The sequence below is a fragment of the Streptomyces thermoviolaceus genome, assembly GCF_045209695.1.
GTDB classification, from domain to species: Bacteria; Actinomycetota; Actinomycetes; order Streptomycetales; family Streptomycetaceae; genus Streptomyces; species Streptomyces thermoviolaceus.
On the sequence record NZ_CP109280.1, the window covers coordinates 1450147 to 1477010 of the forward strand.

Here is a 26864-nt window from a genome sequence, read left to right on the forward strand (position 1 = left end):
GCCCGCGGGAGCCGGTGGGACGGGCCCGGTGGACGGGCGGAATCAGGCAGGAACGGGTACCCCGGCGAGGTGCTCGATCGTCCGGCGGACACCGGGCGTCACCAGCACCGCCCAGTCCTGGGGAGCGTGCGCCAGCCAGCCGGCCAGGCGGGCGGCGAAGCCGGGGACCTCCTGGCTCAGGGCCACCAGGGAGCGGTCGAACGCGGCGGCCCCGTCCGGAGTGCGGGCCAGCAGCAGGCCGACACGGTGGACGAGGTCGCGCAGGTCCTCCTCGGCGGTGGAGGCGGCGGCCCGCAGCACCGCGTCGAGGACGGTGATGACGTCCTCGCCGGCGGGCCGGGCCGACTCCTGCGCCAGGAGAAGGTCGAGAAGTTCCCGGCGCAGCGGGCCCGAGCCGTCCGGGAGGGCGGCCTCGGCGGCCCGATCGTCCGCTCCGGCGGTGCTCTGGGGCGGCAGCGGCGCGGCGAGCGCGGCGCCCAGTGCGGCCCGCAGCCGGGCGGGGCCGTACTCGATCAGCCGGCCGGCCAGCGGGAACACCACGGGCCTCGCCGCGGGACCGTGGCGGAGCCGGCGTGCCACGCACATCGCCACGTCGTCGGCGGTCTCCGGCCGTCGTGCCACCACCTCGCGCAGCACGGAGGCGACCCGGCCGGCGAGGCCGGGCGGGGTGACGTCGGTGAGCGCGCGCAGCACCTCGGCGGTGTCCGGGCCGCGCAGCAGCCGCTCGGCGAAGGCGGCGAGCACGGCCTCCGGATGGCCGGTCAGGGCCGGGGCCAGGGCGTCGGGCGGCAGCTGCGGATCGCCGGCCGCGAAGCGTTCCAGTGCCCGCGGCAGATGGGCGGTGCGGGTGCGCGGGTCGGCCACGAGGAGGGCGAGCGCGCTGCCGTGCAGGGCGGCGTCGGCGGGCCGGGCGAGCACGGCGAGGGCGGCGCGGCGCAGCAGGGCGCGGTCGTTCTCGGTGCGGGCGTGCGGGGCGGTGCGCAGGGCGCAGGAGACGGCCGTGGCGCGCCGGTGCGGGCGTTCGTCGCGGGCCCACCGTTCGACGGCCCGGCAGACCGCGGACGGTTCCTCCTCGGCGAGCGCGGCCAGCATCTCCCCGGCGCGCGGGTGACCGCGGCCGGCGAGCACTTCGGCCAGCTCGTCCTCGGCGCCGGCGCGGTGGGTGTACAGCAGCGCCTGGGCGGCGTCGGCCACGGTCGCCCGGGGTGTCGCGGGCAACGGCCGGTCGTCGTCGAACCAGTGGATCAGGTGCGGCTGGACGGCGACCGGGTCGGCGGCGAGGAGCTGCGCGACGGCGTCGAGGAAGCGGGGCCGGGACGGGTCCGCCTCGCCCTCGTCGCCGTGCCGAGGTCGGAGCGGCTGCGCCCTGCCGTCGTCGGCGTGCCGGGACAGGGCGGTGCCGTCGGGCGCGGGCGCGTGCGGCGGGTGCGGGTCGTGGTGGGTGGCGGTGGTGCCGGCGGGCGGCGGGCCGTCGGCGACGAGCAGCCGGCGCAGCAGGTCGCAGCGTTCGGCCAGGGGCAGGTGCAGTGCGGTCCAGAAGCCGGGGCCGAAGCCGTGGGGCACGGGCAGGCCGCACTGCTGCCAGACCACGATGCGGTCGGCGAGCAGCCGGAGCACCCGCAGGTACGGGGTCGCGTCCGGCAGCCGCAGCAGGACGCCGGAGAGCAGCCGGGACGCCCACCAGTTGTGCGGGTCGCCGTCCAGGGCGCACATCAGCTCCTCCAGCCGCACGGCGAGCCGGCGCGGGCCGTGCCGGCGGGCCAACTGGAGCAGGGCCTGGACGACGGGGCCGATGCGGTGGTGCGGGACGGGCAGCGGCCGGGGCCCCTCCCCCGGGATGTGCCGACGGTGGACCAGGACGCGCAGTGCCTCGTCCAGGTCGAGGTGGAGGCCCTGGAGCCAGTCGGCGAGGTCCTCGTGGGCGAAGCGGTAGCCGTCCCCGGCGGGCACGAGCAGACCCTCGGCGAGCACGGCGGAGGCCCAGCCCGTGCCGCCGCCCAGGCGGGCGGGGGCCGTGCCCCAGGGGAAGACCTCCTCGAACGTCGCCCGGTCCAGGTCCGCGCGTCCGCTCTCCAGGCTGCGCCGGGCGGCGTCGTGCACCTGCCCGGCGACCTTGGCGGCGAGGCGTCGGACGGCGGTGCCGCGCAGGCCCCTGGCCGCGGCCAGGCGCACCGCGATGCGCAGGCACACCAGGTCCAGGTGGGCGGCGAGGACGTCGGTGCGGTCGGGCTGTGCCCGGTCGGGTCCGCCGGGCAGGGCGGCGCGCACCTCGGCCAGGAGCCGGAGGGTGAGCGGGTGGCGGGCGTCGGCCTCGGCGAGGGCGCCGTCGGGGACGCCGTACCGGGCGCGGGCCTCGCGGGCCTCCTCGGGGGTGAGGTCGCCCAGGTGCAGGCAGGGCGGGAGGGGGACGCCGGTGTCGGGCGGCGCGGCGGGCCCCGGGCGCGGGGCGGTGCCCGCACCGCCGGGAGTGCCCGGAGCGTGCAGGGAGTCGGGGGGAAACAGCGCCCCGGCCTGCTCCCAGTACTCCGGGCGGCAGGCCAGCACCAGGCGTGCCCCGGTGCCGCGCAGCCAGCGCAGGGTGCCCTCGGTCCAGTCGGCGAGCCGGCGGGCCAGGGCGGGCGGCATCTCCTCGGGACCGTCCACCAGGAGCAGCAGCGGCCGGCCCTGGGCGCGGGCGAGGCGGGCGAGGCGGTCCGCGGTGAGGTCGGTGACATCGGTGGGCAGCGGTGACCGGGCGGCGGCGACGATCCGGGCCGCCCGGTCCAGGGCGCGGCTCGCCGCGTCGGCGACCGAGGTGTCGGTGCCGTTCAGGTCGGCGCCGCGCAGCCACAGGGTGGGCGCGGGTGACGCACCGCGTGCGCGGCGGGCGGCGAGCGCGGCCAGTTCGCTGGTGCGTCCGGTGCCGGGTGCGCCGACCAGGCCCAGCACGGCGGCGTCGCCCGCGCCGAACGCGTCCAGTTCGGCGGCGATCGCGGGCCGCTCGACCAGGGGGACGGGCCGGGCGGGGTGCACGGCGGGAGCGTCGAGGACGTGGCCCGGGACGACGGCCGCTCTCCCGTCGCCGCCCGGGGACAGGGCGAGCGGCGGCACCAGGGGCGCGGGGCCGTGGCTGCCGTGGGGTGTCAGGGCGGCGGCGGGCCCGTCCTGGGCCACGGAGGTGGCCGTGAGCTCGACGGCGCCCGCCAGGTTGAGGTCGGGGCCGTAGGCGGGGACCGTGGCCGCGTTGCGGGCGAGCAGCTCGGCCAGCGGATCGCCGGTCCGGCGGGCGGCCCCGGGGCGCGGTGCGGCGGCGCGCCGAGGGCACAGCGGCACCGCGAACCCGGCCTGCCGACCGCCGGAGCGCAGGGCCGTGCCGAGCACGCCGACCACGGCGCCGGTGGCCGCGTCGAGCACCGGGCCGCCGGCGGCGCCGCCGCCCGGTCTGAGGGCGTCGCGGCCGGCGGTGCCGATGGCCAGGTCCAGCGCACCGTGCACGGTGCGGGGGCCGTCCGGGGCCGGGTACGTGGCGGTGCAGGCGCCCAGGACGCGGGCCTCGCGCCAGCCGCCGGCGGCGATGCGGACGTAGGTGCCGGGACGTACGGTCCCGCGCGCGGTGACCGGCAGCGGGGTCAGGGCGAGGCCCTCGGTGCGGATCAGGGCGAGGTCCTGCTCGGGCAGCGCGGTGACGGCGTCGGCGTCGACCACGCAGGAGCGCTCGGCGGCGCCGGGGACCTCGAGCTGGAGGCGGTCGAGTCCGGCGACGGTCTCGTGGCTGGTGACGAGGGTGCCGTGGTGGTCGGCGGCGAATGCGGTGCCGCGCGGGCGTCCGGCCAGGTCGCGGATGCGGACCAGCGCGGCGTCCAGCAGGCGGTCGCGGGTCTCCTCCGCGCCGGGCTCCGGGACGGCCGTCGGCAGCGGGCCTGCGCCGGCCCGCGCGCCTCGGGGCTCCGCTGCCGCCATGTCGTACCTCCCCGCCGTGCCGTGGTGCACCCCCGGCCACCGACGGTAGGCACCGCGTGATCGCCGGGAAAGCTCATGCCACGAACGCGCCCCCCTGTGCTCCCCCGGTTCACTCCGCGCGCCTGCCCGAGCGAGTGAATGGACGGGCGTGGCGGGATAGATCTTCAGAGGGGGAACCGAGGGGGGACCGTGGAGCGGCGGCTGTGGAACACCCCGTGTCCGCCGCTCCACGGGCGAAGCGCCCGCAGGGCCGTCCTCGGTCAGCCGAAGACGGCGAGGCTCTTGGCCTTGCCGCGCTGCGCCTCCACGAGCGCGAGGAAGCGGTCTGCGGGGCCGAAGACCGCGACGGGGCCCCGGCCCGCGTACTCGTCGGGCATCTCCAGCCGGACCCCGTTGGTGAGCAGCCGGGCCCGCCGGGCGTCGACGTCCCAGCGGGGGAACGCCGCGGCGGCGGCCTCGGCGACCGGCATGATCTCCAGCTTCTCCTGCAGCCGGTCCAGGCTGCGGGCCGCGTCCAGCCCGTACGGCCCGACCCGGGTGCGGCGCAGTGCGGTGAGGTGGCCGCCCACGCCGAGGTCGGCGCCCAGGTCGCGGGCGAGGGCGCGGATGTAGGTCCCGGAGGAGCACACCACGGACACGACCAGGTCGAGCACCGGGGTGCCGTCCTCGGCGACCTCGCCGCGGACGTCGTGGACCTGGAAGGAGGAGACGGTCACCGGCCGGGCCGGGATGTCGAAGTCCTCGCCCTCCCGGGCCCGCTTGTAGGACCGCACGCCGTTGATCTTGATGGCGCTGACCTTGGACGGGACCTGCATGATGTCGCCCGTCAGCTTGGCGACGGCGGCGTCGATCGCCTCGCGGGTGACGCCCGAGGCGTCGGCGGCGGAGGTGATCTCGCCCTCGGCGTCGTCGGTGACCGTGTTCTGGCCGAGCCGGACGGTGCCGAGGTACTCCTTCTCGGTCAGCGCGAGGTGGCCCAGCAGCTTGGTCGCCCTCTCCACGCCGAGGACGAGGACGCCGGTGGCCATCGGGTCGAGGGTGCCGGCGTGGCCGACGCGCCGGGTCCCGGCGATCCCGCGCATCTTGGCCACGACGTCGTGCGAGGTGAAGCCCGCCGGTTTGTCGACGATGACGAGGCCGTCGGGCGGGGTGGGCTTGCTGCTCATGCGGTGGTGTCGTCCGTCCCGTCGGCGTGGTCCCCGTCGACCGGCTTGCGGTACGGGTCCGCGCCGCCGGCGTAGGTGGCGCCCGCGGACGCCTCGCGCACCTTCGCGTCGGAGGCGCGTGCCTTGTCGAGGAGGTCCTCGATGGTCCGGGCGGTCTCCGGCAGGGCGTCCGCGACGAAGGTGAGGGTCGGGGTGAACTTCACGCCGGCCGCGCGCCCGACCTCGGAGCGCAGGATGCCCTTGGCGCTCTCCAGGCCGGCCGCGGCCGCCTTGCGCGTCTCGTCGTCGCCGTAGACCGTGTAGAAGACGGTCGCCTCCCGCAGGTCGCCCGTCACCCTGGTGTCCGTGATGGTGACGTGCGAACCGAGCCGCGGGTCCTTGATCCCGCGCTGCAGCTTCTGGGCCACCACCTCCCGGATGAGGTCCGCCAGCCTTTTCGCCCGCGCGTTGTCGGCCACTGGTCCGTCTCCCGTTCTTTCTTCTTCTGCGTTTCGCTGGTGTGCTCTCGAGTGGGGTGCGGCACCGTCGGGCCGTCCTCACGCGAAGCCGTCTAGTCGTCCTCGCCGTGGAACCGGCGCCGGACGGACAGCAGCTCCACCTCCGGGCGGCCGGCGACCAGCCGCTCGCACCGGTCCAGCACGTCGGTCAGGTGCGTCGCGTCGCCGGAGACCGCGGCCAGGCCGATCAGGGCCCGGCGGTGGAGGTCCAGGTGGTCCACCTCGGCCACGCTGACCGCGAACCTGCGCTGCAGCTCGGCGACGATCGGGCGGACGACGGAGCGCTTCTGCTTCAGCGAGCGGACGTCGCCGAGGAGGAGGTCGAAGGACAGAGTCCCCACGTACATGTGTGGTCCGGGTTGCCCGCCGGTTCGGGGTCGATGGTCCTGCCGTCGGTCGGGCAGGGACATCAAGCACGGTACCGCGATCCCGGCTGTGGCTCGACGGGATTGTGCCCGCCCGCCGGGACGACGCGGCCCTGGGCCGTGCGGCCGCGACACGGCCGACCGGCCGGCGGGAACACGTCCCGCCGGCCGGTCGGTGCCACAGGCGTCAGGCCCGCGGCTTCTCGCGCAGCTCGTACGTCGCGATGATGTCGTCGACCTTGATGTCGTTGAAGTTGCCGAGGTTGATACCGCCCTCGAACCCTTCGCGGATCTCGGTGACGTCGTCCTTGAAGCGACGCAGGCCCTCGATGGTGAGGTTCTCCGCCACGACCTTGCCGTCGCGGATGAGGCGCGCCTTGGCGTTCCTGCGGACCTCGCCGGAGCGGATGATGACACCCGCGATGTTGCCCAGCTTGGACGACTTGAAGATCTCGCGGATCTCCGCCGTACCGAGCTCGACCTCCTCGTACTCCGGCTTGAGCATGCCCTTCAGGGCCGCCTCGATCTCCTCGATCGCCTGGTAGATGACCGAGTAGTAGCGGACGTCCACGCCCTCGCGCTCCGCCATCTGCTGGGCCCGTCCAGCGGCCCGGACGTTGAAGCCGATGACGATCGCGTCGGAGCCCATCGCGAGGTCGATGTCGGACTCCGTGACCGCACCGACGCCGCGGTGCAGGACGCGGATGTCGACCTCCTCGCCGACGTCCAGCTGCAGCAGCGAGGACTCCAGTGCCTCGACGGAACCGGAGGCGTCGCCCTTGATGATCAGGTTCAGCTGCTGGACCTCGCCGGCCTTCAGCACCTTGTCCAGGTCCTCGAGGGAGACGCGGCGGGTGCGCTTGGCGAACGCGGCGTTGCGCTCGCGGGCGGCGCGCTTCTCCGCGATCTGGCGGGCCGTACGGTCCTCGTCGACCACGATGAAGTTGTCGCCCGCGCCCGGGACGTTGGTGAGGCCGAGGACCTGCACCGGCATCGACGGGCCGGCCTCCTGCACGTTGCTGCCGCTGTCGTCGAGCATGGCGCGCACGCGGCCGTACGCGTCGCCGACCACCATGGTGTCGCCGACCCGCAGCGTGCCTCGCTGCACCAGGACCGTGGCGACCGCACCGCGGCCGCGGTCCAGACGGGACTCGATCGCGATGCCCTGGGCGGCCTGCTTCGGGTTGGCCCGCAGGTCCAGCGCGGCGTCCGCGGTGAGGATGACGGCCTCGAGCAGCTGGTCGATGTTCTGGCCCTGCTTGGCGGAGATGTCGACGAACATGGTGTCGCCGCCGTACTCCTCCGCGACCAGGCCGTACTCGGTCAGCTGACCGCGCACCTTGGTCGGGTCCGCGCCCTCGACGTCGATCTTGTTGACCGCGACGACGATCGGCACGTCGGCCGCCTTGGCGTGGTTCAGCGCCTCGACCGTCTGCGGCATCACACCGTCGTTGGCCGCCACCACGAGGATCGCGATGTCGGTCGACTTCGCACCGCGGGCACGCATGGCGGTGAACGCCTCGTGACCCGGGGTGTCGATGAAGGTGATCGCGCGGTCCTCGCCGTTGACCTCGGTCGTGACCTGGTAGGCACCGATGTGCTGGGTGATGCCGCCGGCCTCGCCCGCGATGACGTTGGTCTTGCGGATCGCGTCGAGCAGGCGGGTCTTGCCGTGGTCGACGTGACCCATGACGGTCACCACCGGCGGACGGACGACCAGGTCCTCCTCGCTGCCCTCGTCCTCGCCGAACTCGATGTCGAAGGACTCCAGCAGCTCGCGGTCCTCTTCCTCCGGGCTGACGATCTGAACCTTGTAGTTCATCTCCTCGGCCAGGAGCTGCAGCGTCTCGTCGGAGACGGACTGCGTGGCCGTGACCATCTCGCCCAGGTTCATCATGACCGCGACGAGGGAGGCCGGGTTGGCGTTGATCTTCTCCGCGAAGTCGGTGAGCGACGCGCCACGGGAGAGCCGGATGGTCTCGCCGTTGCCGCGCGGCAGCATCACGCCGCCGACGGACGGCGCCTGCATCGCCTCGTACTCCTGACGGCGCTGCCGCTTCGACTTGCGGCCACGGCGGGCCGGACCGCCGGGACGGCCGAAGGCACCCTGCGTGCCGCCGCGGCCACCGGGACCGCCGGGACGGCCGCCGAAGCCGGGACGGCCACCGCCGCCGCCGAAGCCGCCGCCGGGACGGCCGCCGAAGCCGGGACGGCCACCGCCGCCACCGGGACGACCGCCGAAGCCGGGACGGCCACCGCCGCCACCGGGACGACCGGCACCGGCCGGACCGCGGCCGCCGGGGCCGGGACGCGGACCGGTGGCAGGACGCTGCGGCATCATGCCCGGGTTCGGGCGCGGGCCGGGACGCGGGCCCTGCGGACGCGGCATCGAGCTCGGGGTCGGACGCGGACCGCCCGGAGCCTGCGGACGCGGGCCGCCCTGGCCGCCGGGGGCCTGCGGACGGGGACCGGCGCCGGGCGCACCGGGACGCGGAGCCTGCGGGCGGGGCGCCTGCGGGCGCGCCATGCCGGTGGAGCCGCCGGAGGTGAAGGGGTTGTTGCCCGGGCGCGGACCGGCCGGACGGGCACCCGGACGCGGGGCCTGGCCGGGACGGGGCGCCTGGCCCTGGCCGGAGGGGCCGGGACGGGCACCGGGCTTCGGAGCACCCGGACGCGGGGCCTGGCCGGGACGCGCGGCCGGAGACGGAGCGGTGAACTCCGGGTTGGCCGGCGCGGCCGGGGTCGGGCGCGGACCGGGCTTGGGGCCCGGAGTCGGACGCGGGCCGGGGGTCGGCGCGGCCGTCGACGGGGACGGTGCCGGGCCGGGCTTGGGGGCGGCCGGCTTCGGGGCAGCCGGACGCGGCGCCGCCGCCTTGGCCGCGGAGGCGCCTGCCGCCTGCGCCGGAGAGGGCGCGGCGGGCTTGGGGGCGGCCTTCTTCGGGGCGCTCGGCTTGGCGGTGCTCTTGCCGCCGCCGTTGCCCTGCTGGAAGGCGTCGGTCAGTTTGCGTACCACGGGCGCCTCGATCGTCGAGGACGCCGATCGGACGAATTCACCGAGTTCCTGGAGCTTGGCCATGACGACCTTGCTCTCGACACCGAACTCCTTGGCGAGTTCGTAGACCCGGACCTTAGCCACTTCGCTCCTTTGAGGTCCGGGTTGAAGCCGGACCGTCGCTAGTTCATGGGCGTACTCATCGCGTACTCATCGAGTGCTCATCGCAATCTCGACCTGCTTTCGACTCGCGAGGTACCTGACCGCACGGGGTTCCGCGCGGAACGTCTTCCTACCGTGCTGCCTGTACGGCAACTGTCGTCCGCTCGACGTACTGGCGCAACGCCTTTGTGTCGAGCGCCCCCGGGGCGCGCAGCGCCCGCGTGAACGCCCGCCGGCGTACCGCCTGGTCGAGGCAGACCAGGGCGGGATGCACATAGGCACCCCGGCCGGGCAGCGTACCGCGAGGATCGGGGACGCACGCACCCTCGATCGCCACGATCCGCAGCAGCTCGGTCTTGGCCGCGCGCTCCCGGCACCCTACACAGGTGCGTTCAGGGCATGCTCGGGCACGCCTCCGGCCAGACACTCTTAAGTCTACCTCCCCGCACGTCCCTCACCCCTTTGGGGCAGGATTCGAACACTTGCCGTACAGAACTCTGTCGTGATCTCAGCGACCCGTGGTCCGGATCTATTCCCCGGCCGGTGCGGCGGCACCGGCCGGCCACTACTCCGCGACCTGTTCGGTGTCCGGACGGATGTCGATGCGCCATCCGGTGAGCCGGGCCGCGAGCCGGGCGTTCTGGCCCTCCTTGCCGATCGCCAGCGACAGCTGGTAGTCGGGCACGGTCACCCGCGCGGACCGGGTCGCCATGTCCACGACCTCGACCTTGGAGACCCGGGCCGGGGACAGCGCGTTCGCCACCAGCTCGGCCGGGTCGTCCGACCAGTCCACGATGTCGATCTTCTCGCCGTTCAGCTCGGCCATCACATTGCGCACCCGGCCGCCCATGGGGCCGATGCAGGCGCCCTTGGCGTTCAGGCCCGGGCGGTTGGACCGCACCGCGATCTTGGTGCGGTGCCCGGCCTCGCGGGCGATCGCGGCGATCTCCACCGAGCCGTCGGCGATCTCCGGCACCTCCAGGGCGAAGAGCTTCTTCACCAGGTTCGGGTGGGTGCGCGAGAGGGTGACGGACGGGCCGCGCACGCCCTTGGCCACCCGGACGACGTAGGACCGCAGGCGCATGCCGTGCGGGTAGCTCTCCCCGGGGACCTGCTCCTGCACCGGCAGGATGGCCTCCAGCTTGCCGATGTCCACCAGCACGTTCTTCGGGTCGCGGCCCTGCTGCACCACGCCGGTGACGATGTCGCCCTCGCGCCCGGCGTACTCGCCGAGCGTGGCGTCGTCCTCCGCGTCCCGCAGCCGCTGCAGGATGACCTGCTTGGCGGTGGTGGCGGCGATCCGGCCGAATCCCGACGGGGTGTCGTCGAACTCGCGGGGCTCCTGCCCCTCAGGAACGTCCTCCGGGTCCTCCTTCGCCCACACGGTCACGTGCCCGGTCTCCCGGTCCAGCTCCACGCGCGCGTGGCGGCGGCTTCCCTCGGTGCGGTGGTAGGCGATGAGGAGGGCCGACTCGATCGCCTCGACGAGCAGATCGAAGGAGATCTCCTTCTCCCTGACCAGGCCCCGCAGGGCGCTCATGTCGATGTCCACGGCTACGCCTCCTCCTGCTGCTTCATGTTCTTGGTGTCCTTGCGGTTGAACTCGACCTGCACGCGCGCCCTGGCCACGTCCTGGAAACCGAGTCTGCGGGTGGTGGCCTTGCGGCCCTTGACGCCGGGCACCTCGAGGTCGAGGCCCTCGTCGTCGACCTGGAGGATCCTGGCCACCAGTTCGCCGCCGTCCGCCAGCTGGAACTTCACCAGCCGGCCCGTGGCGCGCACGTAGTGCCGGTGTTCGGTGAGGAGGCGTTCCGCGCCCGGGGTGCCGACCTCGAGGGTGTACTGGCCCTCGCCCATCGCGTCCGTCTCGTCGAGCTTCGCCGAGAGGGCACGGCTCACCTCGGCGATCCGGTCCAGATCGGCTCCGGTGTCGGAGTCGACGACGACGCGCAGCACACGCCTGCGGCCGACGGAGTCGACGGCGATCTCCTCGAGATCCAGCCCCTGGGATGCGACGAGCGGTTCCAGCAGTTCCCGCAGCCTTTCGCTCTGGGTGGTGCTCATCCGGGTGACTCCTCGGCCGCGTGTGCTGTTGTGGGATGGTCGCGTGTCAGGTCAAAGGGTATCCGGTCCCGGAGGGTGTTGCCGTCCACCTGCCTGGCCCGGTGCCGCTGAGTCGTGCCCGACGGCGGCGCGGGTACGGTGATCATCGACCAGGGCCCGTCCGTCGCGCCCTGACCTGTGAGTGGAAGAGTTCCGTCACCGCACCCCGAGGACGTCTGCCGTGCCGTTCCCCCCACCTTCGCGGTCCCTGGGGCCGCGCCGCAGGACCCTGCTCGCCACGGCCGCGGGTGCGGCCCTGCTCGCCGGCTGTTCCGCGGACGGCGACCGCTCGGGCCCGGCGTCGGCCGCCGCCGAGCGGGTGCGCAGGCAGGCGGCGCAGGACAGCCGGGACCTGGCACGGCGGTACGACGCGGTGCTCGCCGCGCATCCGGCGCTGGCCGGACGGCTGCGGCCGCTGCGGGCGGAGGTGGAGCGGCATGCGGCCGCGTTCGGCGGCGAGGCCACGCCGGAGGCGTCGTCGCCGTCCGCGGCGGTGACGGCGGCCGCGGCGACGCACGGCTCCCCCGGCCCGTCCGGCTCCCCGTCGCCCGCGGTCCCGGCCGGCGAGAAGGACGCCCTCACCGCGCTCGCCGCCGCCGAACGCTCCCGGGCCGACCGGCTCACGGCCGCGCTGGCGCAGGTGCCGGGCGAGCTGGCACGGCTGCTGGCGTCGGTGGCGGCGGCCGGGGCGGCACACGCGTATCTGCTGACGGAGGGGCGAGGGTGAACGAGGCGGACGAGCAGCGGCTGCGGGCGTTGCAGGCGGCGCTGGCCGCCGAGCACGCGGCGGTGTACGGCTACGGCGTGGTGGGCGGCCGGATCGGCGCGGCGCGGCGGCGGGACGCCCGGGCGGCCTGGGACGCGCACCGGGCGAGCCGGGACGCGCTGACGCGTCAGGTGCGGGAGCTGGGCGGCACGCCGGTGGCGGCGGCCGCCGGGTACGCGCTGCCGTTCCCGGTGCCGGACGCGGCCGCGGCGGTGCGGTTCGCGGCGCAGCTGGAGGACCGGGTGGCCGGGGTGTACGCCGATCTGGTGCGGGCCAGCTCGGGGGCGGCGCGGCGCGAGGCGGCCGGGGCGCTGCGCGAGGCGGCGGTCCGGGCGGTGCGCTGGCGCGGGGAGAGCGTAGCCTTCCCTGGTCTCGCCGAACGGGCGGACGCCGCCACGCCCTCCGCCACGCCGCCGGTGTGACGCGCGGCGGTCCCGGCCGTGACGGTCCCTGACCGCGGCGGCCGGAGGTCGTCGGCGTCCGCAGCGCTCGCCGGGGCGGGTGCGGGACGTCGCGCCGCCGCCGGAAGGGCGGGCCGGACGGCGTCCGGTGCGGCGGGAGGGCGGGCCGCGCACCGGGCGGGCACGGCGCTGCCCGGACACGTCCCCGCCCCGTGGCACCGGTCGGGCACGCCCGTGTGCCCCTTCGTCGACTCGTCCAGGAAGGAACGACTCGCGCATGGCTTTCACACCTCCGCAGCGTCTGGTGCGGGCACTCGCCGAGACGGCGCCGGACGGCGACGACTGGCTGGAGCGGCTGCCCGAGCTGGCGCAGCAGGTCGTCGCCCGGGCCGGGCTGACCGTGGAGCGGGTGCAGGTGCCCGGCGGGCGCAGCAGCCTGGTGCTGCTGGTGCGGACGTCCGAGGGGGTGCCGGCGGCGCTGAAGCTGGCGCCGGAGCGGGCGCGTCCGGGAAGCGAGCGGGCCGCGCTGGCGCACTGGGGCGGGCGCGGTGCCGTCCAGCTGCTCGAGGCCGACGTGGGCGAGGGGGCGTTGCTGGAGGAGCGGCTCCATCCGGACGTGTCGGTGCGGTCGCTGCCGGAAGCGAAGGCGTTGCTGGAGGCGGCGGGCACGCTGCGCAGGCTGTGGGTGGCGCCGCCCGAGGGGCACGGTTTCGAGACGGTCGAGGAGCGCACCGCCCGGCAGGCGCGGGCCATGCGGGCCGACGCGGACGCGGACGCCGAGCTGGCTCCGCTGGTGGACGCCGCGCTCGGGGCCCGCGAGGAGCTGCTGGCCGCGCCGCCCGAACAGGTGCTGCTGCACGGCACGTTCCGGCAGAGCAAGGTGCTCGCCGGGGACCGGATGCCGTGGCTGGCCGTGGGCCCCGACCCGGTGGTCGGGGAGATGGCCTTCGATCTGGCACGGCTGGTGCGGGACCGGGTGGAGGACCTGATCGCCTCGCCGTCCGGCGCGGCCATCACCCACCGCCGCATCAAACGGCTGGCGGAGTCCCTGGAGGTCGACCAGGAACGGCTGCGCGGCTGGACGCTGTTCCGCGCCGTGGAGTCGGGGGTGCGGGCCCGCCGAGTGGGGCGGGTGAAGGACTCCGAGCTGCTGCTGGAGTTCGCCGACTGGCTGTGAGCCGCGGGGCGGGGCCGGGCGCGGTGCCCGGCCCCGCCCCGCGGTTCCGGCCGGCGGCAGCGGTCGTGCCACCGGCCGGTTCGTGCGTCAGGCCGTGAGACGGGCGAGGGCCTCCTCGACCGTCACGTCCTCGCGCTCGCCGGTCCTGCGGTCCTTCAGTTCCACGACGCCCTCGGCGGCACGGCGGCCGACGACCAGGATGGTGGGCACGCCGATGAGTTCGGCGTCGGTGAACTTCACGCCCGGGGACACCCCGGCCCGGTCGTCGACCAGGACGCGGACGCCGGCGGCGGCCAGCTTCCCGGAGACGTCGAGGGCCAGCTCGGTCTGCAGTGCCTTGCCCGCGGCGACGACGTGGACGTCGGCCGGGGCGACCTCCCGGGGCCAGACCAGGCCGTGCTCGTCGGCGTGCTGCTCGGCGAGGGCGGCGACGGCGCGGGAGACGCCGATGCCGTAGGAGCCCATGGTGACGCGGACCGGCTTGCCGTTCTGGCCGAGGACGTCCAGCTTGAGGGCGTCGGTGTACTTGCGGCCCAGCTGGAAGATGTGGCCGATCTCGATGGCGCGCTCCAGCTTCAGTCCGGCGCCGCACTTCGGGCAGGGGTCGCCGTCCTGGATCACCACGACGTCGACGTAGGCGTCGACCTCGAAGTCGCGGCCGGCGACGACGTTCTTGGCGTGGGTGTGCTCCTTGTTGGCGCCGGTGATCCACGCGGTGCCGGGGGCGACCCGCGGGTCGGCGATGTACCTGACCTTGTCCAGGCCCTGCGGACCGACGTAGCCGCGCACCAGGTCGGGACGGGCCGCGAAGTCCTCCTCGGTGACCATCTCGACGACGGCCGGGGCGAAGTGGGCCTCGACCTTGTCCATGTCGACCTCGCGGTCGCCGGGCACGCCCACGGCGACGATCTCGCCGTCCACCTTGACCAGGAGGTTCTTCAGGGTGGCGGAGGCGGGGACGCCGAGGGAGGCGGCGAGGGTCTCGATGGTGGGGGTGTCCGGGGTGGGGATCTCCTCCAGGGCGGGCACGCCGGCCGCGTCGACGGGCTTCACCTCGTAGGCGATCGCCTCGGTGTTGGCGGCGAAGTCGCAGTTCGGGCAGTCGGCGAAGACGTCCTCGCCGGCCTCGGCCGGGGCGAGGAACTCCTCGGACTTGGAGCCGCCCATGGCGCCGGCGGTGGCGGCGCAGATGCGGTAGTCCAGGCCGAGGCGTTCGAAGATGCGCTGGTAGGCCTGGCGGTGCAGGGCGTAGGACTCGGCGAGGCCCTCGTCGCTCAGGTCGAAGGAGTAGGAGTCCTTCATCAGGAACTCGCGGCCGCGCAGGATGCCCGCGCGCGGCCGGGCCTCGTCACGGAACTTGGTCTGGATCTGGTAGAGGATGACCGGCAGGTCCTTGTAGGAGGACGCCTGGTCCTTCACCAGCAGCGTGAAGATCTCCTCGTGGGTGGGGCCGAGGAGGTAGTCGCCGCCCTTGCGGTCCTTGACGCGGAACAGCTCGCCGCCGTACTCGTTCCAGCGGCCGGTCGCCTCGTAGGGCTCCCGCGGCAGCAGCGCGGGGAGCGACACCTCCTGGGCGCCGATGGCGTCCATCTCCTCGCGCACGATGCGTTCGACGTTCGCGAGGACCCTCTTGCCCAGCGGCAGCCAGCTCCAGATGCCCGCGGCGGTGCGGCGGACGTAACCGGCGCGGACCAGCAGCTTGTGGCTGAGGACCTCGGCGTCCGCCGGGTCGTCGCGCAACGTCTTGGCCATCAACTGGGACATGCGCTGGACCGGTGCGTTCGCCATGGTTCTCGTACTCCTGCCACGTTTCGGTGATGGCAGTGAGGTTAGCCGGGCGGACTGGGCCGGTGGAAATCGATTCCGTCGCGGGTGCCGGGGCGGCGGCGCAGCGGCAGCGGGGCGCCCATCACGGCGTAGGGCACCGGGGCGCTGGGGAAGAGCACCTGCCGGGCCAGGTCGACGTAACCCAGGGAGCGGTACAGGGCGCGGGCGGGGCTGTCGGTGTCGATGGCGGAGAGGATGGAGCGGGGCTCGGCGGCACCGTCGGTGATGGTGGTGATCAGGGCGCGTCCGATGCCGCGGTTCTGGTGGCTGGGGTGCACATGCAGCTCGGTGATCACGAAGGAGTCGTCGAGCCAGTGGTCGAGGCCGCGGGCGCGCAGGTAGGGCTCGACGACCGTGGACCACCAGTGGCGACGGTCGTTGGGCATGCCGTAGACGAAGCCGACGAGGCGTCCGTCGGGGGTGGTGGCGCCGAGGGCGCGGGCGCCCGGGCTGGTCAGATGGCGCAGCACGATCTGGCGGCGTACGGCGATCTCCTCGGGGCCGAGACCGAAGGCGACGGCCTGGACGGCGAGCGCCTCGTCGACGCGGGCCGCGAGGTCGAGCGGACCGATCACGATGTCGTCGGGGCGGCGGGTGCCGTGCCCGGGAAAGAGCGCCATGCCGGGGAGAGTACCCGCCGTGCACCGTCTTGCGGCGCACGGACCGCGCGCCCACCGGGTCCGGCACGGCGCCGACGCCCGGAACAGCACGCTCCGGTGCTTCGGAACAGCACGGTGGTGCTTCAGAACAGCACGCTGGTGAACGCCCCGACCTCCTCGAAGCCCACCCGCCGGTAGGTGCGCCGGGCCGGGGTGTTGTAGTCGTTGACGTACAGGCTGGCCACGGGGGCGACGTCGGCGAGCGCGTACCGCAGCACCGCGGCCATGGCGGGTGCGGCCAGGCCCCGGCCCCGGTACTCCGGGGCGACCCAGACTCCCTGGATCTGGCAGGCCCGCGGGGTCGCCGCGCCGATCTCCGCCTTGAACACGACCTTGCCGTGCTCGTCGAGGCGGGCGAAGGAGCGGCCGGAGCCGACGAGTTCGGCGACCCGTGCCTGGTAGAGCAGGCCGCCGTCGCCGGCCAGCGGGGAGACGCCGACCTCCTCGGTGAACATCGCCACACAGGCCGGCATGATCGTTTCCAACTCGTCCTTGCGGACGCGGCGCACGTACGGGTCGGGGGCTATGTCGTCGGGCATGCGGTCGGTGACCATCAGCGGCTGGCGGGCGCGCACCTCGCGGGCGGGCCCCCAGTGCGGTTCGAGCAGCCGCCACAGCTGGGTGGTGGGTTCGCTGGGACCGACGATCGAGGAACAGCGGCGGCCGGCCCGCCGGGCGCGCTCGGCGAAGGCATGGACCGCGCGCGGGGTGGCGCAGATCGGCACGAGGTTGGCACCCGCGTAGCACAGCGAGGTGAGGATGCCGTCCTCGTACCAGCCCCACATCTCGCCGCCGAGCCGCCACGGGTCGAGGCCGGCCACCTGTACCCGGGAGGCCACGAAGGCGTTCGCGACCGGCTCGCGGTCGAGGACGGCGAGCGCGGCGTCCAGGTCGCTCGGGCCGAGCACCCGCGAGGTGGTCTGGGTCAACACGGAACGGGACCTCACGCTGGGGTTTCGCTGATCCCCGCACTGTACCCGCCGCCCGCGGGCGGTGCCGCCCCCGGGTGGGGGCGGTCCGGTCGGGTGCCGTCACGGCCCGGGTTCCACGGCGGCGGGCGGTCGCGCTGTGGAATGGGTACCCGCATGCCGGCCGGGTTCGGAAGAGCGGTGATGAAGGTGGCGCCGTACCGCGGGCGTGACGGGCACGACGAGGGGCCGGGCGAGGTGACCGGACCCGATCCGGGACTGGGCCCGGACTTCCCCCGGGCGGTGCTGCACCACCTGGGCACGGGCGTGCTCATCATGGACACCTCGGGCCGCATCGTCTACGCCAACCCGTGGGCGGAGCGGCTGCTGGGACGGTCGGCGGCCGAGATGACCGGGCGGGACGCTCACGATCTGCTGCACCGCCGGGCCGACGGCAGCCGGCTGCCGCACGAGCGGTGCATGCTGCGCGCCCCGCTGCGCACCAGTTTCGCCGAACAGGGCAGCCAGGAGTTCTTCGAGCGGGCCGACGGCACCGTCATGCCCATCATCTGGTCGACCACTCCCCTGCTGCGGGCGGGCCGCCAGGAGGGGCTGATCCTGGTCTTCGGCGACTTCAGCCTCTACCGCGCGGCCGAGCAGCGGATGACCGCGCACACCGCCGCGCTGGAGCGGCTGACCGGCCGGCTGAACCTGCTGGCGGACGTGTCGTCGGTGCTGATGAGCGCCGTCGACGCGGTGGACCGGATGCGCCGGCTGCTGCGGCTGCTGGTGCCGGCGCTGGGCGACTGGGCGGCGGTGACGCTGTGGGCGGACCCGTACGGGACGCCGGAGCACATCGCGGTGCGGTCCGCCGCCCGTCCGGGCCGGGCGCGTCAGCTGGAAGGTCCGCTGCGGCTGTCGCCCCGGTCCGCGACCGCCGTGGTGCGCCTGATGCAGGCCGAGGAGCCGGTGCTGCTGACCTCAAACGAGGTGCGGGACCCGTCGGCGCCGCTCGCTCCGGTCGAGGGCCAGCTGTTCGAACGGCTCGGCGGGCAGTGTGCCGTGGTGGTGCCACTGTCCGCGCGCCGCAAGCACTACGGGATGCTCACGGTGGGACGCACGGGGGATCCGCCCGCGCCCAACGACGCCGAGGTGCGGCTGCTGTCCGACATCGGCCGACGGGTGGGCCTGGTGCTGGACAACACCCGGCTCTACCGGGAGCAGCGCAACGTCGCCGAGACCCTGCAGCGCCAGTTGCTCTCCCCGCTGCCGCAGGTGGACCACATCCGCATGGCGGCCCGGTATCTGCCCGCGCAGAGCGCCATGGAGGTCGGCGGCGACTGGTACGACGCCTTCCTGCTCCGCGACGGCGTGGTGGCCGTGGTGATCGGGGACGTGGTCGGGCACGATCTGACGGCGGCCGCGCACATGGCGGAGGTGCGCAACATGCTGCGCGCCCTGGCATGGGACCACCAGAAACCGCCGAGCCTGATCATGTCCCGGCTGGACGAGGCGGTGACGTACACCAGCGACGCGCCGATGGCCACGCTGGTCTTCGCCCGGATCGAGGGCCCGGAGGGCGGACCGTGGCGGTTGAACTGGGTCAACGCCGGGCATCCGCCGCCGCTGCTGGTCACCCGGGAGGGACACACCCGGTTCCTGACCGGCGGGCACGGCCCGTTGATCGGCCTGAGTGCCGCCCTGCATCTGGGGCTGACCTGGCCGGACATGGACGAGCAGCTGCCGCCGGAGGGCACGCTGGTGTTCTACACCGACGGCCTGGTGGAGAGCCGGGGCCGCCCCATCGACGCGGGGATGGCCAAGCTGCGGCATCACGCCGCCGTGCTGGCCCGGCGGCTGCGGGACGCCACCGTGGACGATTTCTGCGATCAGCTGCTGCAGCGGGTGCGGCCGAGCGAGGACGACGCGGCGTTGCTGGCGGTGCGGCTGCCGCCGCGCGGTGCGGGGGCGCCGGGGGATCCGCGTCCCGAGCCGCCGCCGCAGGCGCCGTACAGTCCGGCCGCGCCGGACCGTGCGGCACCCGGTTCGGCCCAGGAGGACGCTCCGGTGACGGATCCGACGCACGCACTGCGGCCGGAGTGACTCCTCGGCCCGTCCTCCGGCGCGTCCACGTGCCGCGTCCCCGCGCACGCCCGGCCTGTCACGGCTCACGGCGGCGCGGGGTGCGGCGGCTCAGCCCGCGACCGAGACCTCCGGCTCGCCGGAGGGAACGCCGTCGGCCTCCATCTGCGCGGCGATCTTCATGGCCTCCTCGATCAGGGTCTCCACGATCTTCGACTCCGGCACGGTCTTGATGACCTCGCCCTTCACGAAGATCTGCCCCTTGCCGTTGCCCGAGGCCACACCCAGGTCCGCCTCACGCGCCTCACCCGGACCGTTGACCACACAGCCCATCACCGCGACCCGCAAAGGCACCTCCATGCCCGTCAGACCCGCGGTGACCTCCTCGGCCAGCTTGTACACATCCACCTGCGCACGCCCGCACGACGGACACGACACGATCTCCAGACCCCGCTGCCGCAGCCCCAGCGACTGCAGGATCTGCAGACCCACCTTCACCTCCTCCACCGGAGGAGCCGACAGCGACACCCGGATCGTGTCCCCGATCCCCTGCGACAGCAGCGCACCGAACGCCACCGCCGACTTGATCGTCCCCTGGAACGCCGGACCCGCCTCCGTCACCCCCAGATGCAGCGGATACTCACACGCCTCCGCCAGCTGCCGGTACGCCTCGATCATCACCACCGGATCGTTGTGCTTGACCGAGATCTTGATGTCCCGGAAGCCGTGCTCCTCGAACAGCGACGCCTCCCACAGCGCGGACTCCACCAGCGCCTCCGGCGTCGCCTTGCCGTACTTCTGCAGCAGCCGCTTGTCCAGCGACCCCGCGTTCACCCCGATCCGGATCGGCGTCCCGTGGTCCTTCGCCGCCTTCGCGATCTCCTTGACCTGATCGTCGAACTTCTTGATGTTCCCCGGATTCACCCGGACCGCGGCACACCCCGCCTCGATCGCCGCGAACACGTACTTCGGCTGGAAATGGATGTCCGCGATCACCGGGATCTGCGACTTCTTCGCGATCACCGGCAGCGCCTCGGCGTCGTCCTGCGTCGGGCACGCCACCCGCACGATCTGGCACCCGGCCGCCGTCAGCTCCGCGATCTGCTGCAACGTCGCACCCACGTCCGACGTCCGCGTCGTCGTCATCGACTGCACCGACACCGGCGCATCCCCGCCCACCGCGACCGGCCCGACATGGATCTGCCGGCTCTTGCGCCGCTCGGCGAGCTTGGTCGGAACGGACGGCATGCCGAGTGAAATAGCAGTCATCTGCTGTGCAACCCCAAGTCCTGGTTCAAGGTCCGGGCCCGTGCAGCGGCGGGCTCCCGGCATCCGAGATTACGGCACGCACCCGACCGGCAGCACATCCCGTCCGCATGTGTGCCGCGGGCAGGAGGCCGGGCGGGTGCGCGCCGGCCTCCTGCCCGCGGCAGGGGTGGTCAGGAGATCCGGACCGGGTTCACCACGTCCGCGATGAGGACGAGGATCGTGAAGCAGATGAACACGCTCGCCACCACGTAGGCCACCGGCATCAGCTTGGCCACGTCGAAGGGGCCCGGGTCCGGGCGGCGCAGCACGCGGGCCAGGTGGCGGCGCAGCGACTCCCACAGCGCGCCGGCGATGTGGCCGCCGTCCAGCGGGAGCAGCGGGAGCATGTTGAACAGGAACAGGGACAGGTTGAACCCGGCGACCAGCATCAGCGCCATGGCCAGCTGCTGGGTGGCGGGGATGTCCAGGGTGAAGATCTCGCCGCCGACGCGGGCGGCGCCGACCACGCCCATCGGGGAGTCGGGCTCGCGGGGGGCGCCGTCGAAGGCGGCCTGCCACAGCGCGGGGATCTTGGCGGGCAGGCTCGCGATGGAGTCCACGGCGTCGCCGACGCGCTCGCCCATCCAGGTCACCGACTCGCCGAAGTCCTGGCGGACGATGCCGGTGGCGGCGCTGAAGCCGAGGAAGCCGGCGGTGACGTACTGGCCCTCGACGATCTGGCCGTGGGAGTCCTTCTTGGCGACCTGGTTGGTGGCGATCTTCGCTTGCAGGGTGAGGTCGTGGCCGTCGCGCTGGACGACGATCGGCACCTCGCGGCCCGGGTTGGCGCGGATGAGGTCCGACAGCCGGTTCCAGTCGTCGGTGTGCACCCCGTCGAAGGAGACGATCTTGTCACCGGCCTTCAGTCCCGCGGCGGCGGCCGGGGAGGGCGGGTCGGTGCTGCGGCAGGTGTCGCGGTTCTCGCTCTGGGCGATGACGCACTGGGAGACCGAGCTGACGGTGGTGGTCTGCTGGGAGATGCCGAAGCCCATCAGCACGGTGAGGAAGAGCGCGACGGCGAGCACGAGGTTCATGAAGGGGCCCGCGAACATCACGATGACCCTCTTCCAGGGCGCACGTGTGTAGAACAGGCGCTTCTCGTCGCCGGGCTGCAGTTCCTCGAAGGCGGCCGAGCGGGCGTCCTCGATCATGCCGCGCCAGGGCGAGGTGGAGCGGGCGGCGATCCGGCCGTCGTCGCCGGGCGGGAACATGCCGATCATGCGGATGTAGCCGCCGAACGGGATGGCCTTGATGCCGTACTCCGTCTCGCCCTTCTTGCGCGACCAGAGGGTGGGGCCGAAACCGACCATGTACTGCGGCACGCGGATGCCGAAGAGTTTGGCGGTGGAGAGATGTCCCAGCTCGTGCCACGCGATCGAGAACAGCAGGCCGATCACGAAGACGACTATGCCGAGAATCATCATCAGATGTGTCATGCACGCGCCTCCGTACTGGCCGTCTGCGCTGTCAGTTCCCGGGCCCGGGTCCGCGCCCAGCTCTCCGCCTCGAGGACGTCGGGCAGGGTCAGCGTAGTTCCCGTGCCGGGTGTGCCGTGCTCCTCGACCACCCGTGTCACGGTCTCCATGATCCCGTTGAAGGGCAGCGCACCGCGCAGGAACGCGTCGACACATTCCTCGTTGGCCGCGTTGAACACGGCGGGCGCGGTGCCGCCGAGGCGGCCCACGTGCCGGGCGAGGTCCACCGAGGGGAACGCCTCGTTGTCCAGGGGGTGGAACTCCCAGGTGGAGGCCTTGCTCCAGTCGAAGGCGGGCGCGGCGTCGGGAACGCGCTCGGGCCAGCCCAGGCCGATGGCGATGGGCCCGCGCATGTCGGGCGGGGTCGCCTGGGCGAGGGTGGAGCCGTCGGTGAACTCCACCATCGAGTGCACGTAGGACTGGGGGTGGACGACGACCTCGATGCGCTCGAAGGGGATGTCGTACAGCAGGTGTGCCTCGATGACCTCCAGGCCCTTGTTGACCAGGGTGGCGGAGTTGACGGTGATCACCGGTCCCATCGCCCAGGTCGGGTGGGCGAGGGCCTCCTCCACGGTGACGTTCGCCAGCTCGGCCTTGCTGCGGCCGCGGAACGGCCCGCCGGAGGCGGTGACGACGAGCTTGCGCACATCGGCGCGGGTACCGGCGGCCAGGGCCTGGAAGAGGGCGGCGTGCTCGGAGTCCACCGGGATGATCTGACCGGGCTTGGCCACCGCGGTGACCAGGGGGCCGCCGACGATGAGCGACTCCTTGTTGGCGAGCGCGAGGGTGCGGCCCGCCTCCAGCGCGGCGAGGGTCGGGGCGAGCCCGATGGAGCCGGTGATGCCGTTGAGCACGGTGTGGCATTCGGAGGCCGCGACCGCGGCGGAGGCGTCGGGTCCGGCGATGATCTCCGGCAGGGGACCGCCCTTGTAGCGGGCCGCGAGCGCCTCCCGCAGGGCCGGGACGGCGTCCTCGCGCGCCACGGCGACGGTCCGCACACCGAGCCGGTGCGCCTGCTCGGCGAGGAGATCGACCCGTCCGCCGTTGGCGGACAGCGCCGTGACCCGGAAGCGGTCCGGGTTGCGCAGGACCAGGTCGACGGCCTGGGTGCCGATGGACCCGGTGGACCCGAGGATCACCACGTCCTTGGGGCCGTCCCCGGTGGCGGGGTCGAAGACGAGGTGCGGGTCGGCGAGGGAGGCTGCACTGTCGGTCATCCCCCCATTGTGGCCGCACCACCGGTGCGCGCCGACAGCGCATCCCACGCCAGGTGTGCGCCCCGCACCACCCGGGGCGCACACCCACGCACCGGCCGACCCGATACGCGCGCCGATCTGCCGCATACGTGAGCCGGTCCGCCGGATGCCTGCGCCGACCTGCCGCAGACGTGAGCCGGTCCGCCGCATGTGCCCGCCGGCCTTCGGGCTGCGCGTCGTCCTACCGGATCGGACGGCGTACGTTCTCCCGCTCGCTGGGGCCCGGGCGGGCATCCGCGATCCACGGCCCGTCGTCCGAGGGGTCGATGATCCCTTCTTCCAGCCAGGTGTAGACGCCTCCGACGACACCTTCGACGACTGTGCGGTCGAGGTCGTCGGTGTTGGTCCACAGCCGGTCGAAGAGTTCCCCGACCCGGATGCGGGCCTGGCGGCAGAAGGCGTCGGCGAGCTGGTAGGCCTCACGGCCGTGGTCGCCGCGGCTGCGCAGCAGCTCGGCGCGCACGCAGGCCGCGCTCATCGCGAACAGCTCGGCCCCGATGTCGACCACCCGCCCGAGGAAGCCCTGCTTGGTCTCCAGCCTGCCCTGCCAGCGGGACATGGCGTAGAAGGTGCAGCGGGCGAGCTTGCGGGACTGCCGCTCGACGTACCGCAGGTGGCAGGACAGGTCGACGTGGCCGGGCGGGTGGAACTCGGCGTAGGCGTTCGGCAGCCGCCCCGGGCCCACGACCAGTCTGGGCAGCCACTTGGCGTAGAACACACCCGCGTCGGCGCCGGCCTTCGCCTTGTCCCGCAGGGGCTTGTCGGGGTCGATGAGGTCTCCGGCGACGGACAGGTGGGCGTCCACCGCCTCACGCGCGATGAGCAGGTGCATGATCTCGGTGGAGCCCTCGAAGATGCGGTTGATGCGCAGATCGCGCAGCATCTGCTCGGCGGGGACGGCGCGTTCGCCGCGGGCGGCGAGCGAGGCGGCGGTCTCGTAGCCGCGGCCGCCGCGTATCTGGACCAGCTCGTCGGCCATCTTCCAGGCCATCTCCGAGCCGTACAGCTTGGCGAGGGCGGCCTCGATGCGGATGTCGTTGCGGTCCTCGTCGGCCATCTGCGAGGACAGCTCCAGGATCGCCTCCAGGGCGAAGGTGGTGGCGGCGATGAAGGAGATCTTCGAGCCGACCGCCTCGTGGTATGCGATCGGCTTGCCCCACTGCTCGCGGGCCGCGGACCACTCGCGGGCGATCTTCAGACACCACTTGCCGGCGCCGGCGCACATCGCGGGCAGCGACAGACGGCCGGTGTTGAGGGTGGTCAGGGCGATCTTCAGCCCCTGCCCCTCCTCGCCGATGCGGTGGGAGGCCGGGATGCGCACCCGGTGGAAGCGGGTGACACCGTTCTCGATGCCGCGCAGTCCCATGAAGGCGTTGCGGTTCTCGACGGTGACACCCTCGGCGGAGGCCTCGACGACGAAGGCGGTGATGCCGCCGCGGTGCCCCTCGCACTTCGGCACCCGGGCCATGACCACGAGCAGGTCGGCGACCACCCCGTTGGTCGTCCACAGTTTCACGCCGTCGAGGATGTAGTCGTCCCCGTCGGGTGTGGCGGTGGTGGCCAGCCGGGCCGGGTCGGAGCCGACGTCGGGTTCGGTCAGCAGGAACGCCGAGATGTCGGTGCGGGCGCAGCGCGGCAGGAAGGTCTGCTTCTGCTCCTCGGTGCCGAACAGCTTCAGCGGCTGCGGGACCCCGATGGACTGGTGGGCGGAGAGCAGGGCGCCGATCGCGGGGCTGGCGGACCCGACCAGGGCGAGCGCCTTGTTGTAGTAGACCTGGGTCAGGCCGAGACCGCCGTACTTGGTGTCGATCTTCATGCCGAGGGCGCCGATCTCCTTGAGGCCGGTGATGACCTCGTCGGGTATCCGCGCGTCGCGTTCGATGCGAGCGGCGTCGACCTTCGTCTCGCAGAAGTCGCGCAGCTTGGCGAGGAACTCCTCGCCGCGCTGCACGTCGTCGTCGGCCGGCAGCGGGTGCGGGTGGATGAGGTCGAGCCGGAAGCGGCCCAGGAACAGCTCCTTGGCGAAGCTCGGTCTGCGCCAGGTCTGTTCCCGGGCGGCCTCGGCCACCTGACGGGCTTCGCGCTCGGTGACGGTGGGCTTGCTGGTCGTCGGTGCGGACATGGGGTCACCTCACCGCGGGGGAGATCGCGACGGATCTCTTGAACGGGAACGGGTTCGTGGGGCAACGAGGGAACGGGTTCGTGAGGGAGACGGGGGGAGCGGGGCCCGTGGGGGCGAAACGTTACCGACCGGTCCTACCGGTTCGTATGTACCCGATCCCGTACAGGCTCACCACCCCGGCCCCAGCGGCCCCCGGACGTCACCGACCGCACGGACCGGCCGGTGAGCGCCGGTGGCGGCCCCGTCGCGGCAGCAGATCCGCAGCGGGTGCGGCGGGGGCCGAACGGGTGAGACGCGTCCGGCCGGACGCACGCGGGCGGGGCCGGCCGGGCGGCGCGAAGAGGACGCGGAGGAAGGGGCGGACGGAACGCGGAGGAGAGGGAGGGAGACGAGAGAGCGCCGACCGGGCGATCGAAGCGCTTCGGGCAGCTGGACGGGCGTGATGATGTGGGGTTACGGTCGGAGATCCCCGCACGACCGAGCGCTGGATCCCTCCGGATCGAAGCGTTTCACCCCTGAAGGACGCCGACATGGTCACCCTCGCCGAGGTCGCCCAGCACGCCGGAGTCTCGGCGAGCACGGTGAGCTATGTTCTCAGCGGCAAGCGGTCCATCTCCGCGGGCACCCGGCAACGGGTCGAGCGTGCCATCCGGGAGCTGGGCTACCACCCCAACGCCGGGGCCCGTGCGCTGGCGGGCGGCAGGTCCAACATCATCGCCCTCATGATCCCCCTGCGCACGGACATGTATGTGCCGGTGATGATGGAGATCGCCATCGCCGTGGCGACCACCGCCCGTATCCACGGCTACGACGTGCTGCTGCTCACCGGCGAGGAGGGACCCGAGGCGGTCCGCCGGGTGACCGGCAGCGGCCTCGCCGACGCGATGATCGTCATGGACGTCCAGCTCGACGACGAACGGCTGCCGCTGCTGCGCGAGACCAGCCGGCCCAGCGTCCTGATCGGACTGCCCTCCGACCCCACCGGACTGACCTGCGTGGACCTGGACTGGACGGCGGCGGGCGCGCTGTGCGCGGAGCATCTGGCACAGCTCGGACACCGCGACATCGCCTTCATCGGCGAGGCTCCCGCCGTCTACGAACGGCACACCGGCTTCGCCGAGCGCACCCTGGACGGCCTGCGCTCGCGCGCCCGGGAGCTGGGACTGCGGGTCCTGCACCGGCCCTGCGCGGCCGGGTACGACGCGGTGGCGGCCACCGTCACCCGTGTCTTCGACGAACGCCCCCGCACCACGGGGTTCGTCGTGCAGAACGAGTCGGCGGTCGAACCGCTGCTGGCCCTGCTCCGGCAGCAGGGGCGTGCGGTGCCCGAGGACGTCTCGGTCGTCGCGGTCTGCCCCGAGCAGGTCGCCGTGCAGGCCTCGGTACGCCTGACCTCGGTCGCCGTCCCCGCCCAGGAGATGGGCCGCAGCGCGGTCGAGCATCTGGTGGCCAAGCTGGACGGGCGTGGCGGTGACGACGTGGCGCTGATCGCGCCCGAACTGACGGTGCGGGCCAGCTCCGGCATGGCTCCGGCGGTGCACTGACGCCGGCAGCGCGCTTCACAGAGAGTCCGCGGGCGGAACCCTGCGGACTCGACGTGAGCCGGTTGCCGGGTGGGTGAGCGGACACGTTCGGTCAGCCACCGCCGGCGGCGCCTTT

The 26864-nt window shown here is 73.6% G+C and carries 20 protein-coding genes; 5 read left to right on the top strand and 15 right to left on the bottom strand.

The annotated features are described in order from the left end of the window. Positions 1-42: 42 nt before the first annotated feature. From OG899_RS06285 to rimP, 8 genes are all read right to left on the bottom strand, one after another. Positions 43-3939 carry a trypsin-like peptidase domain-containing protein gene (locus OG899_RS06285; RefSeq protein ID WP_229814571.1) on the bottom strand — a complete coding sequence of 1299 codons (3897 nt, stop codon included), beginning with the start codon at positions 3937-3939 and terminating at the stop codon, positions 43-45. A 260-nt stretch (positions 3940-4199) separates the two neighbouring features. After that, entirely contained in the window at positions 4200-5105 is a 906-nt protein-coding gene (gene truB, locus OG899_RS06290; protein WP_125499799.1) for a tRNA pseudouridine(55) synthase TruB, read from the bottom strand. Continuing rightward, on the bottom strand, positions 5102-5563 hold the full coding sequence (gene rbfA, locus OG899_RS06295; RefSeq protein WP_125499798.1) for a 30S ribosome-binding factor RbfA: 462 nt from the start codon (positions 5561-5563) through the stop codon (positions 5102-5104). The genes truB and rbfA overlap by 4 nt, the downstream gene beginning before the upstream one ends. A gap of 92 nt (positions 5564-5655) precedes the next feature. Further along, positions 5656-5949: a DUF503 domain-containing protein gene (locus OG899_RS06300; RefSeq protein WP_125499797.1), complete on the bottom strand. Its 294-nt coding sequence runs from the start codon at positions 5947-5949 to the stop codon at positions 5656-5658. A 205-nt stretch (positions 5950-6154) separates the two neighbouring features. Continuing rightward, positions 6155-9103 (bottom strand): translation initiation factor IF-2, encoded by a 2949-nt coding sequence (gene infB, locus OG899_RS06305; protein ID WP_125499796.1) that lies wholly within the window; start codon positions 9101-9103, stop codon positions 6155-6157. 148 nt (positions 9104-9251) lie between these two features. Beyond that, entirely contained in the window at positions 9252-9548 is a 297-nt protein-coding gene (locus OG899_RS06310) for a YlxR family protein (protein WP_125499795.1), read from the bottom strand. 138 nt (positions 9549-9686) lie between these two features. Further along, positions 9687-10673: a transcription termination factor NusA gene (gene nusA / locus OG899_RS06315; protein ID WP_125499794.1), complete on the bottom strand. Its 987-nt coding sequence runs from the start codon at positions 10671-10673 to the stop codon at positions 9687-9689. A gap of 2 nt (positions 10674-10675) precedes the next feature. After that, on the bottom strand, positions 10676-11185 hold the full coding sequence (gene rimP / locus OG899_RS06320; RefSeq protein WP_125499793.1) for a ribosome maturation factor RimP: 510 nt from the start codon (positions 11183-11185) through the stop codon (positions 10676-10678). A 220-nt stretch (positions 11186-11405) separates the two neighbouring features. Between rimP and OG899_RS06325 the strand changes: the two genes are divergently transcribed. The 3 genes from OG899_RS06325 to OG899_RS06335 all read left to right on the top strand — a co-directional run bounded on the left by OG899_RS06325 (position 11406) and on the right by OG899_RS06335 (position 13568). Then, on the top strand, positions 11406-11951 hold the full coding sequence (locus OG899_RS06325; RefSeq protein WP_125499792.1) for a hypothetical protein: 546 nt from the start codon (positions 11406-11408) through the stop codon (positions 11949-11951). After that, positions 11948-12412 (top strand): ferritin-like domain-containing protein, encoded by a 465-nt coding sequence (locus tag OG899_RS06330; protein WP_168132241.1) that lies wholly within the window; start codon positions 11948-11950, stop codon positions 12410-12412. Before OG899_RS06325 ends, OG899_RS06330 begins: the two co-directional genes overlap by 4 nt. A 256-nt stretch (positions 12413-12668) precedes the next feature. Beyond that, positions 12669-13568: an aminoglycoside phosphotransferase family protein gene (locus OG899_RS06335; RefSeq protein ID WP_406310927.1), complete on the top strand. Its 900-nt coding sequence runs from the start codon at positions 12669-12671 to the stop codon at positions 13566-13568. Between the two features lie 87 nt (positions 13569-13655). On the opposite strand, the gene OG899_RS06340 is transcribed toward OG899_RS06335, so the two are convergent. The 3 genes from OG899_RS06340 to OG899_RS06350 form a co-directional block, all read right to left on the bottom strand. Next, on the bottom strand, positions 13656-15356 hold the full coding sequence (locus tag OG899_RS06340) for a proline--tRNA ligase (RefSeq protein ID WP_125499789.1): 1701 nt from the start codon (positions 15354-15356) through the stop codon (positions 13656-13658). Positions 15357-15397: 41 nt separating this feature from the next. Continuing rightward, complete coding sequence (locus OG899_RS06345) at positions 15398-16015, bottom strand: GNAT family N-acetyltransferase (RefSeq protein ID WP_125499788.1); 618 nt, start codon at positions 16013-16015, stop codon at positions 15398-15400. Positions 16016-16137: 122 nt separating this feature from the next. Then, positions 16138-16986 (bottom strand): GNAT family N-acetyltransferase, encoded by an 849-nt coding sequence (locus OG899_RS06350; protein ID WP_125499787.1) that lies wholly within the window; start codon positions 16984-16986, stop codon positions 16138-16140. A 180-nt stretch (positions 16987-17166) separates the two neighbouring features. Here OG899_RS06350 and OG899_RS06355 point away from each other — a divergent pair, with 180 nt between their 5' ends. Then, positions 17167-19065 (top strand): SpoIIE family protein phosphatase, encoded by a 1899-nt coding sequence (locus tag OG899_RS06355; protein ID WP_168132243.1) that lies wholly within the window; start codon positions 17167-17169, stop codon positions 19063-19065. 90 nt (positions 19066-19155) lie between these two features. Here the strand turns inward: OG899_RS06355 and ispG are convergent, their stop codons facing one another. The 4 genes from ispG to OG899_RS06375 form a co-directional block, all read right to left on the bottom strand. Next, positions 19156-20313 carry a flavodoxin-dependent (E)-4-hydroxy-3-methylbut-2-enyl-diphosphate synthase gene (gene ispG / locus OG899_RS06360; protein WP_251504847.1) on the bottom strand — a complete coding sequence of 386 codons (1158 nt, stop codon included), beginning with the start codon at positions 20311-20313 and terminating at the stop codon, positions 19156-19158. 170 nt (positions 20314-20483) lie between these two features. Next, the gene (locus OG899_RS06365) at positions 20484-21776 is read right to left on the bottom strand and encodes an RIP metalloprotease (RefSeq protein ID WP_185867994.1); all 1293 of its coding nucleotides are present in this window, start codon (positions 21774-21776) and stop codon (positions 20484-20486) included. Between the two features lie 8 nt (positions 21777-21784). Then, positions 21785-23044 carry a 1-deoxy-D-xylulose-5-phosphate reductoisomerase gene (dxr, locus tag OG899_RS06370; RefSeq protein WP_125500527.1) on the bottom strand — a complete coding sequence of 420 codons (1260 nt, stop codon included), beginning with the start codon at positions 23042-23044 and terminating at the stop codon, positions 21785-21787. 220 nt (positions 23045-23264) lie between these two features. Next, entirely contained in the window at positions 23265-25205 is a 1941-nt protein-coding gene (locus OG899_RS06375; protein ID WP_125500526.1) for an acyl-CoA dehydrogenase family protein, read from the bottom strand. A gap of 530 nt (positions 25206-25735) precedes the next feature. Between OG899_RS06375 and OG899_RS06380 the strand changes: the two genes are divergently transcribed. Continuing rightward, positions 25736-26749 (top strand): LacI family DNA-binding transcriptional regulator, encoded by a 1014-nt coding sequence (locus OG899_RS06380; protein ID WP_125500525.1) that lies wholly within the window; start codon positions 25736-25738, stop codon positions 26747-26749. Positions 26750-26864 lie beyond the last annotated feature (115 nt).

Excerpts from the sequence above, each read along its gene's own strand:
- OG899_RS06375 (WP_125500526.1), bottom strand. The coding sequence starts at position 25,205 with ATGTCCGCACCGACGACCAGCAAGCCCACCGTCACCGAGCGCGAAGCC.
- OG899_RS06335 (WP_406310927.1), top strand. The coding sequence starts at position 12,669 with ATGGCTTTCACACCTCCGCAGCGTCTGGTGCGGGCACTCGCCGAGACG.
- OG899_RS06355 (WP_168132243.1), top strand. The coding sequence starts at position 17,167 with ATGAAGGTGGCGCCGTACCGCGGGCGTGACGGGCACGACGAGGGGCCG.
- OG899_RS06300 (WP_125499797.1), bottom strand. The coding sequence starts at position 5,949 with ATGTACGTGGGGACTCTGTCCTTCGACCTCCTCCTCGGCGACGTCCGC.
- OG899_RS06345 (WP_125499788.1), bottom strand. The coding sequence starts at position 16,015 with ATGGCGCTCTTTCCCGGGCACGGCACCCGCCGCCCCGACGACATCGTG.
- OG899_RS06285 (WP_229814571.1), bottom strand. The coding sequence starts at position 3,939 with ATGGCGGCAGCGGAGCCCCGAGGCGCGCGGGCCGGCGCAGGCCCGCTG.
- ispG (WP_251504847.1), bottom strand. The coding sequence starts at position 20,313 with ATGACTGCTATTTCACTCGGCATGCCGTCCGTTCCGACCAAGCTCGCC.
- truB (WP_125499799.1), bottom strand. The coding sequence starts at position 5,105 with ATGAGCAGCAAGCCCACCCCGCCCGACGGCCTCGTCATCGTCGACAAA.
- rimP (WP_125499793.1), bottom strand. The coding sequence starts at position 11,185 with ATGAGCACCACCCAGAGCGAAAGGCTGCGGGAACTGCTGGAACCGCTC.
- OG899_RS06380 (WP_125500525.1), top strand. The coding sequence starts at position 25,736 with ATGGTCACCCTCGCCGAGGTCGCCCAGCACGCCGGAGTCTCGGCGAGC.
- OG899_RS06340 (WP_125499789.1), bottom strand. The coding sequence starts at position 15,356 with ATGGCGAACGCACCGGTCCAGCGCATGTCCCAGTTGATGGCCAAGACG.
- OG899_RS06365 (WP_185867994.1), bottom strand. The coding sequence starts at position 21,776 with ATGATGATTCTCGGCATAGTCGTCTTCGTGATCGGCCTGCTGTTCTCG.
- dxr (WP_125500527.1), bottom strand. The coding sequence starts at position 23,044 with ATGACCGACAGTGCAGCCTCCCTCGCCGACCCGCACCTCGTCTTCGAC.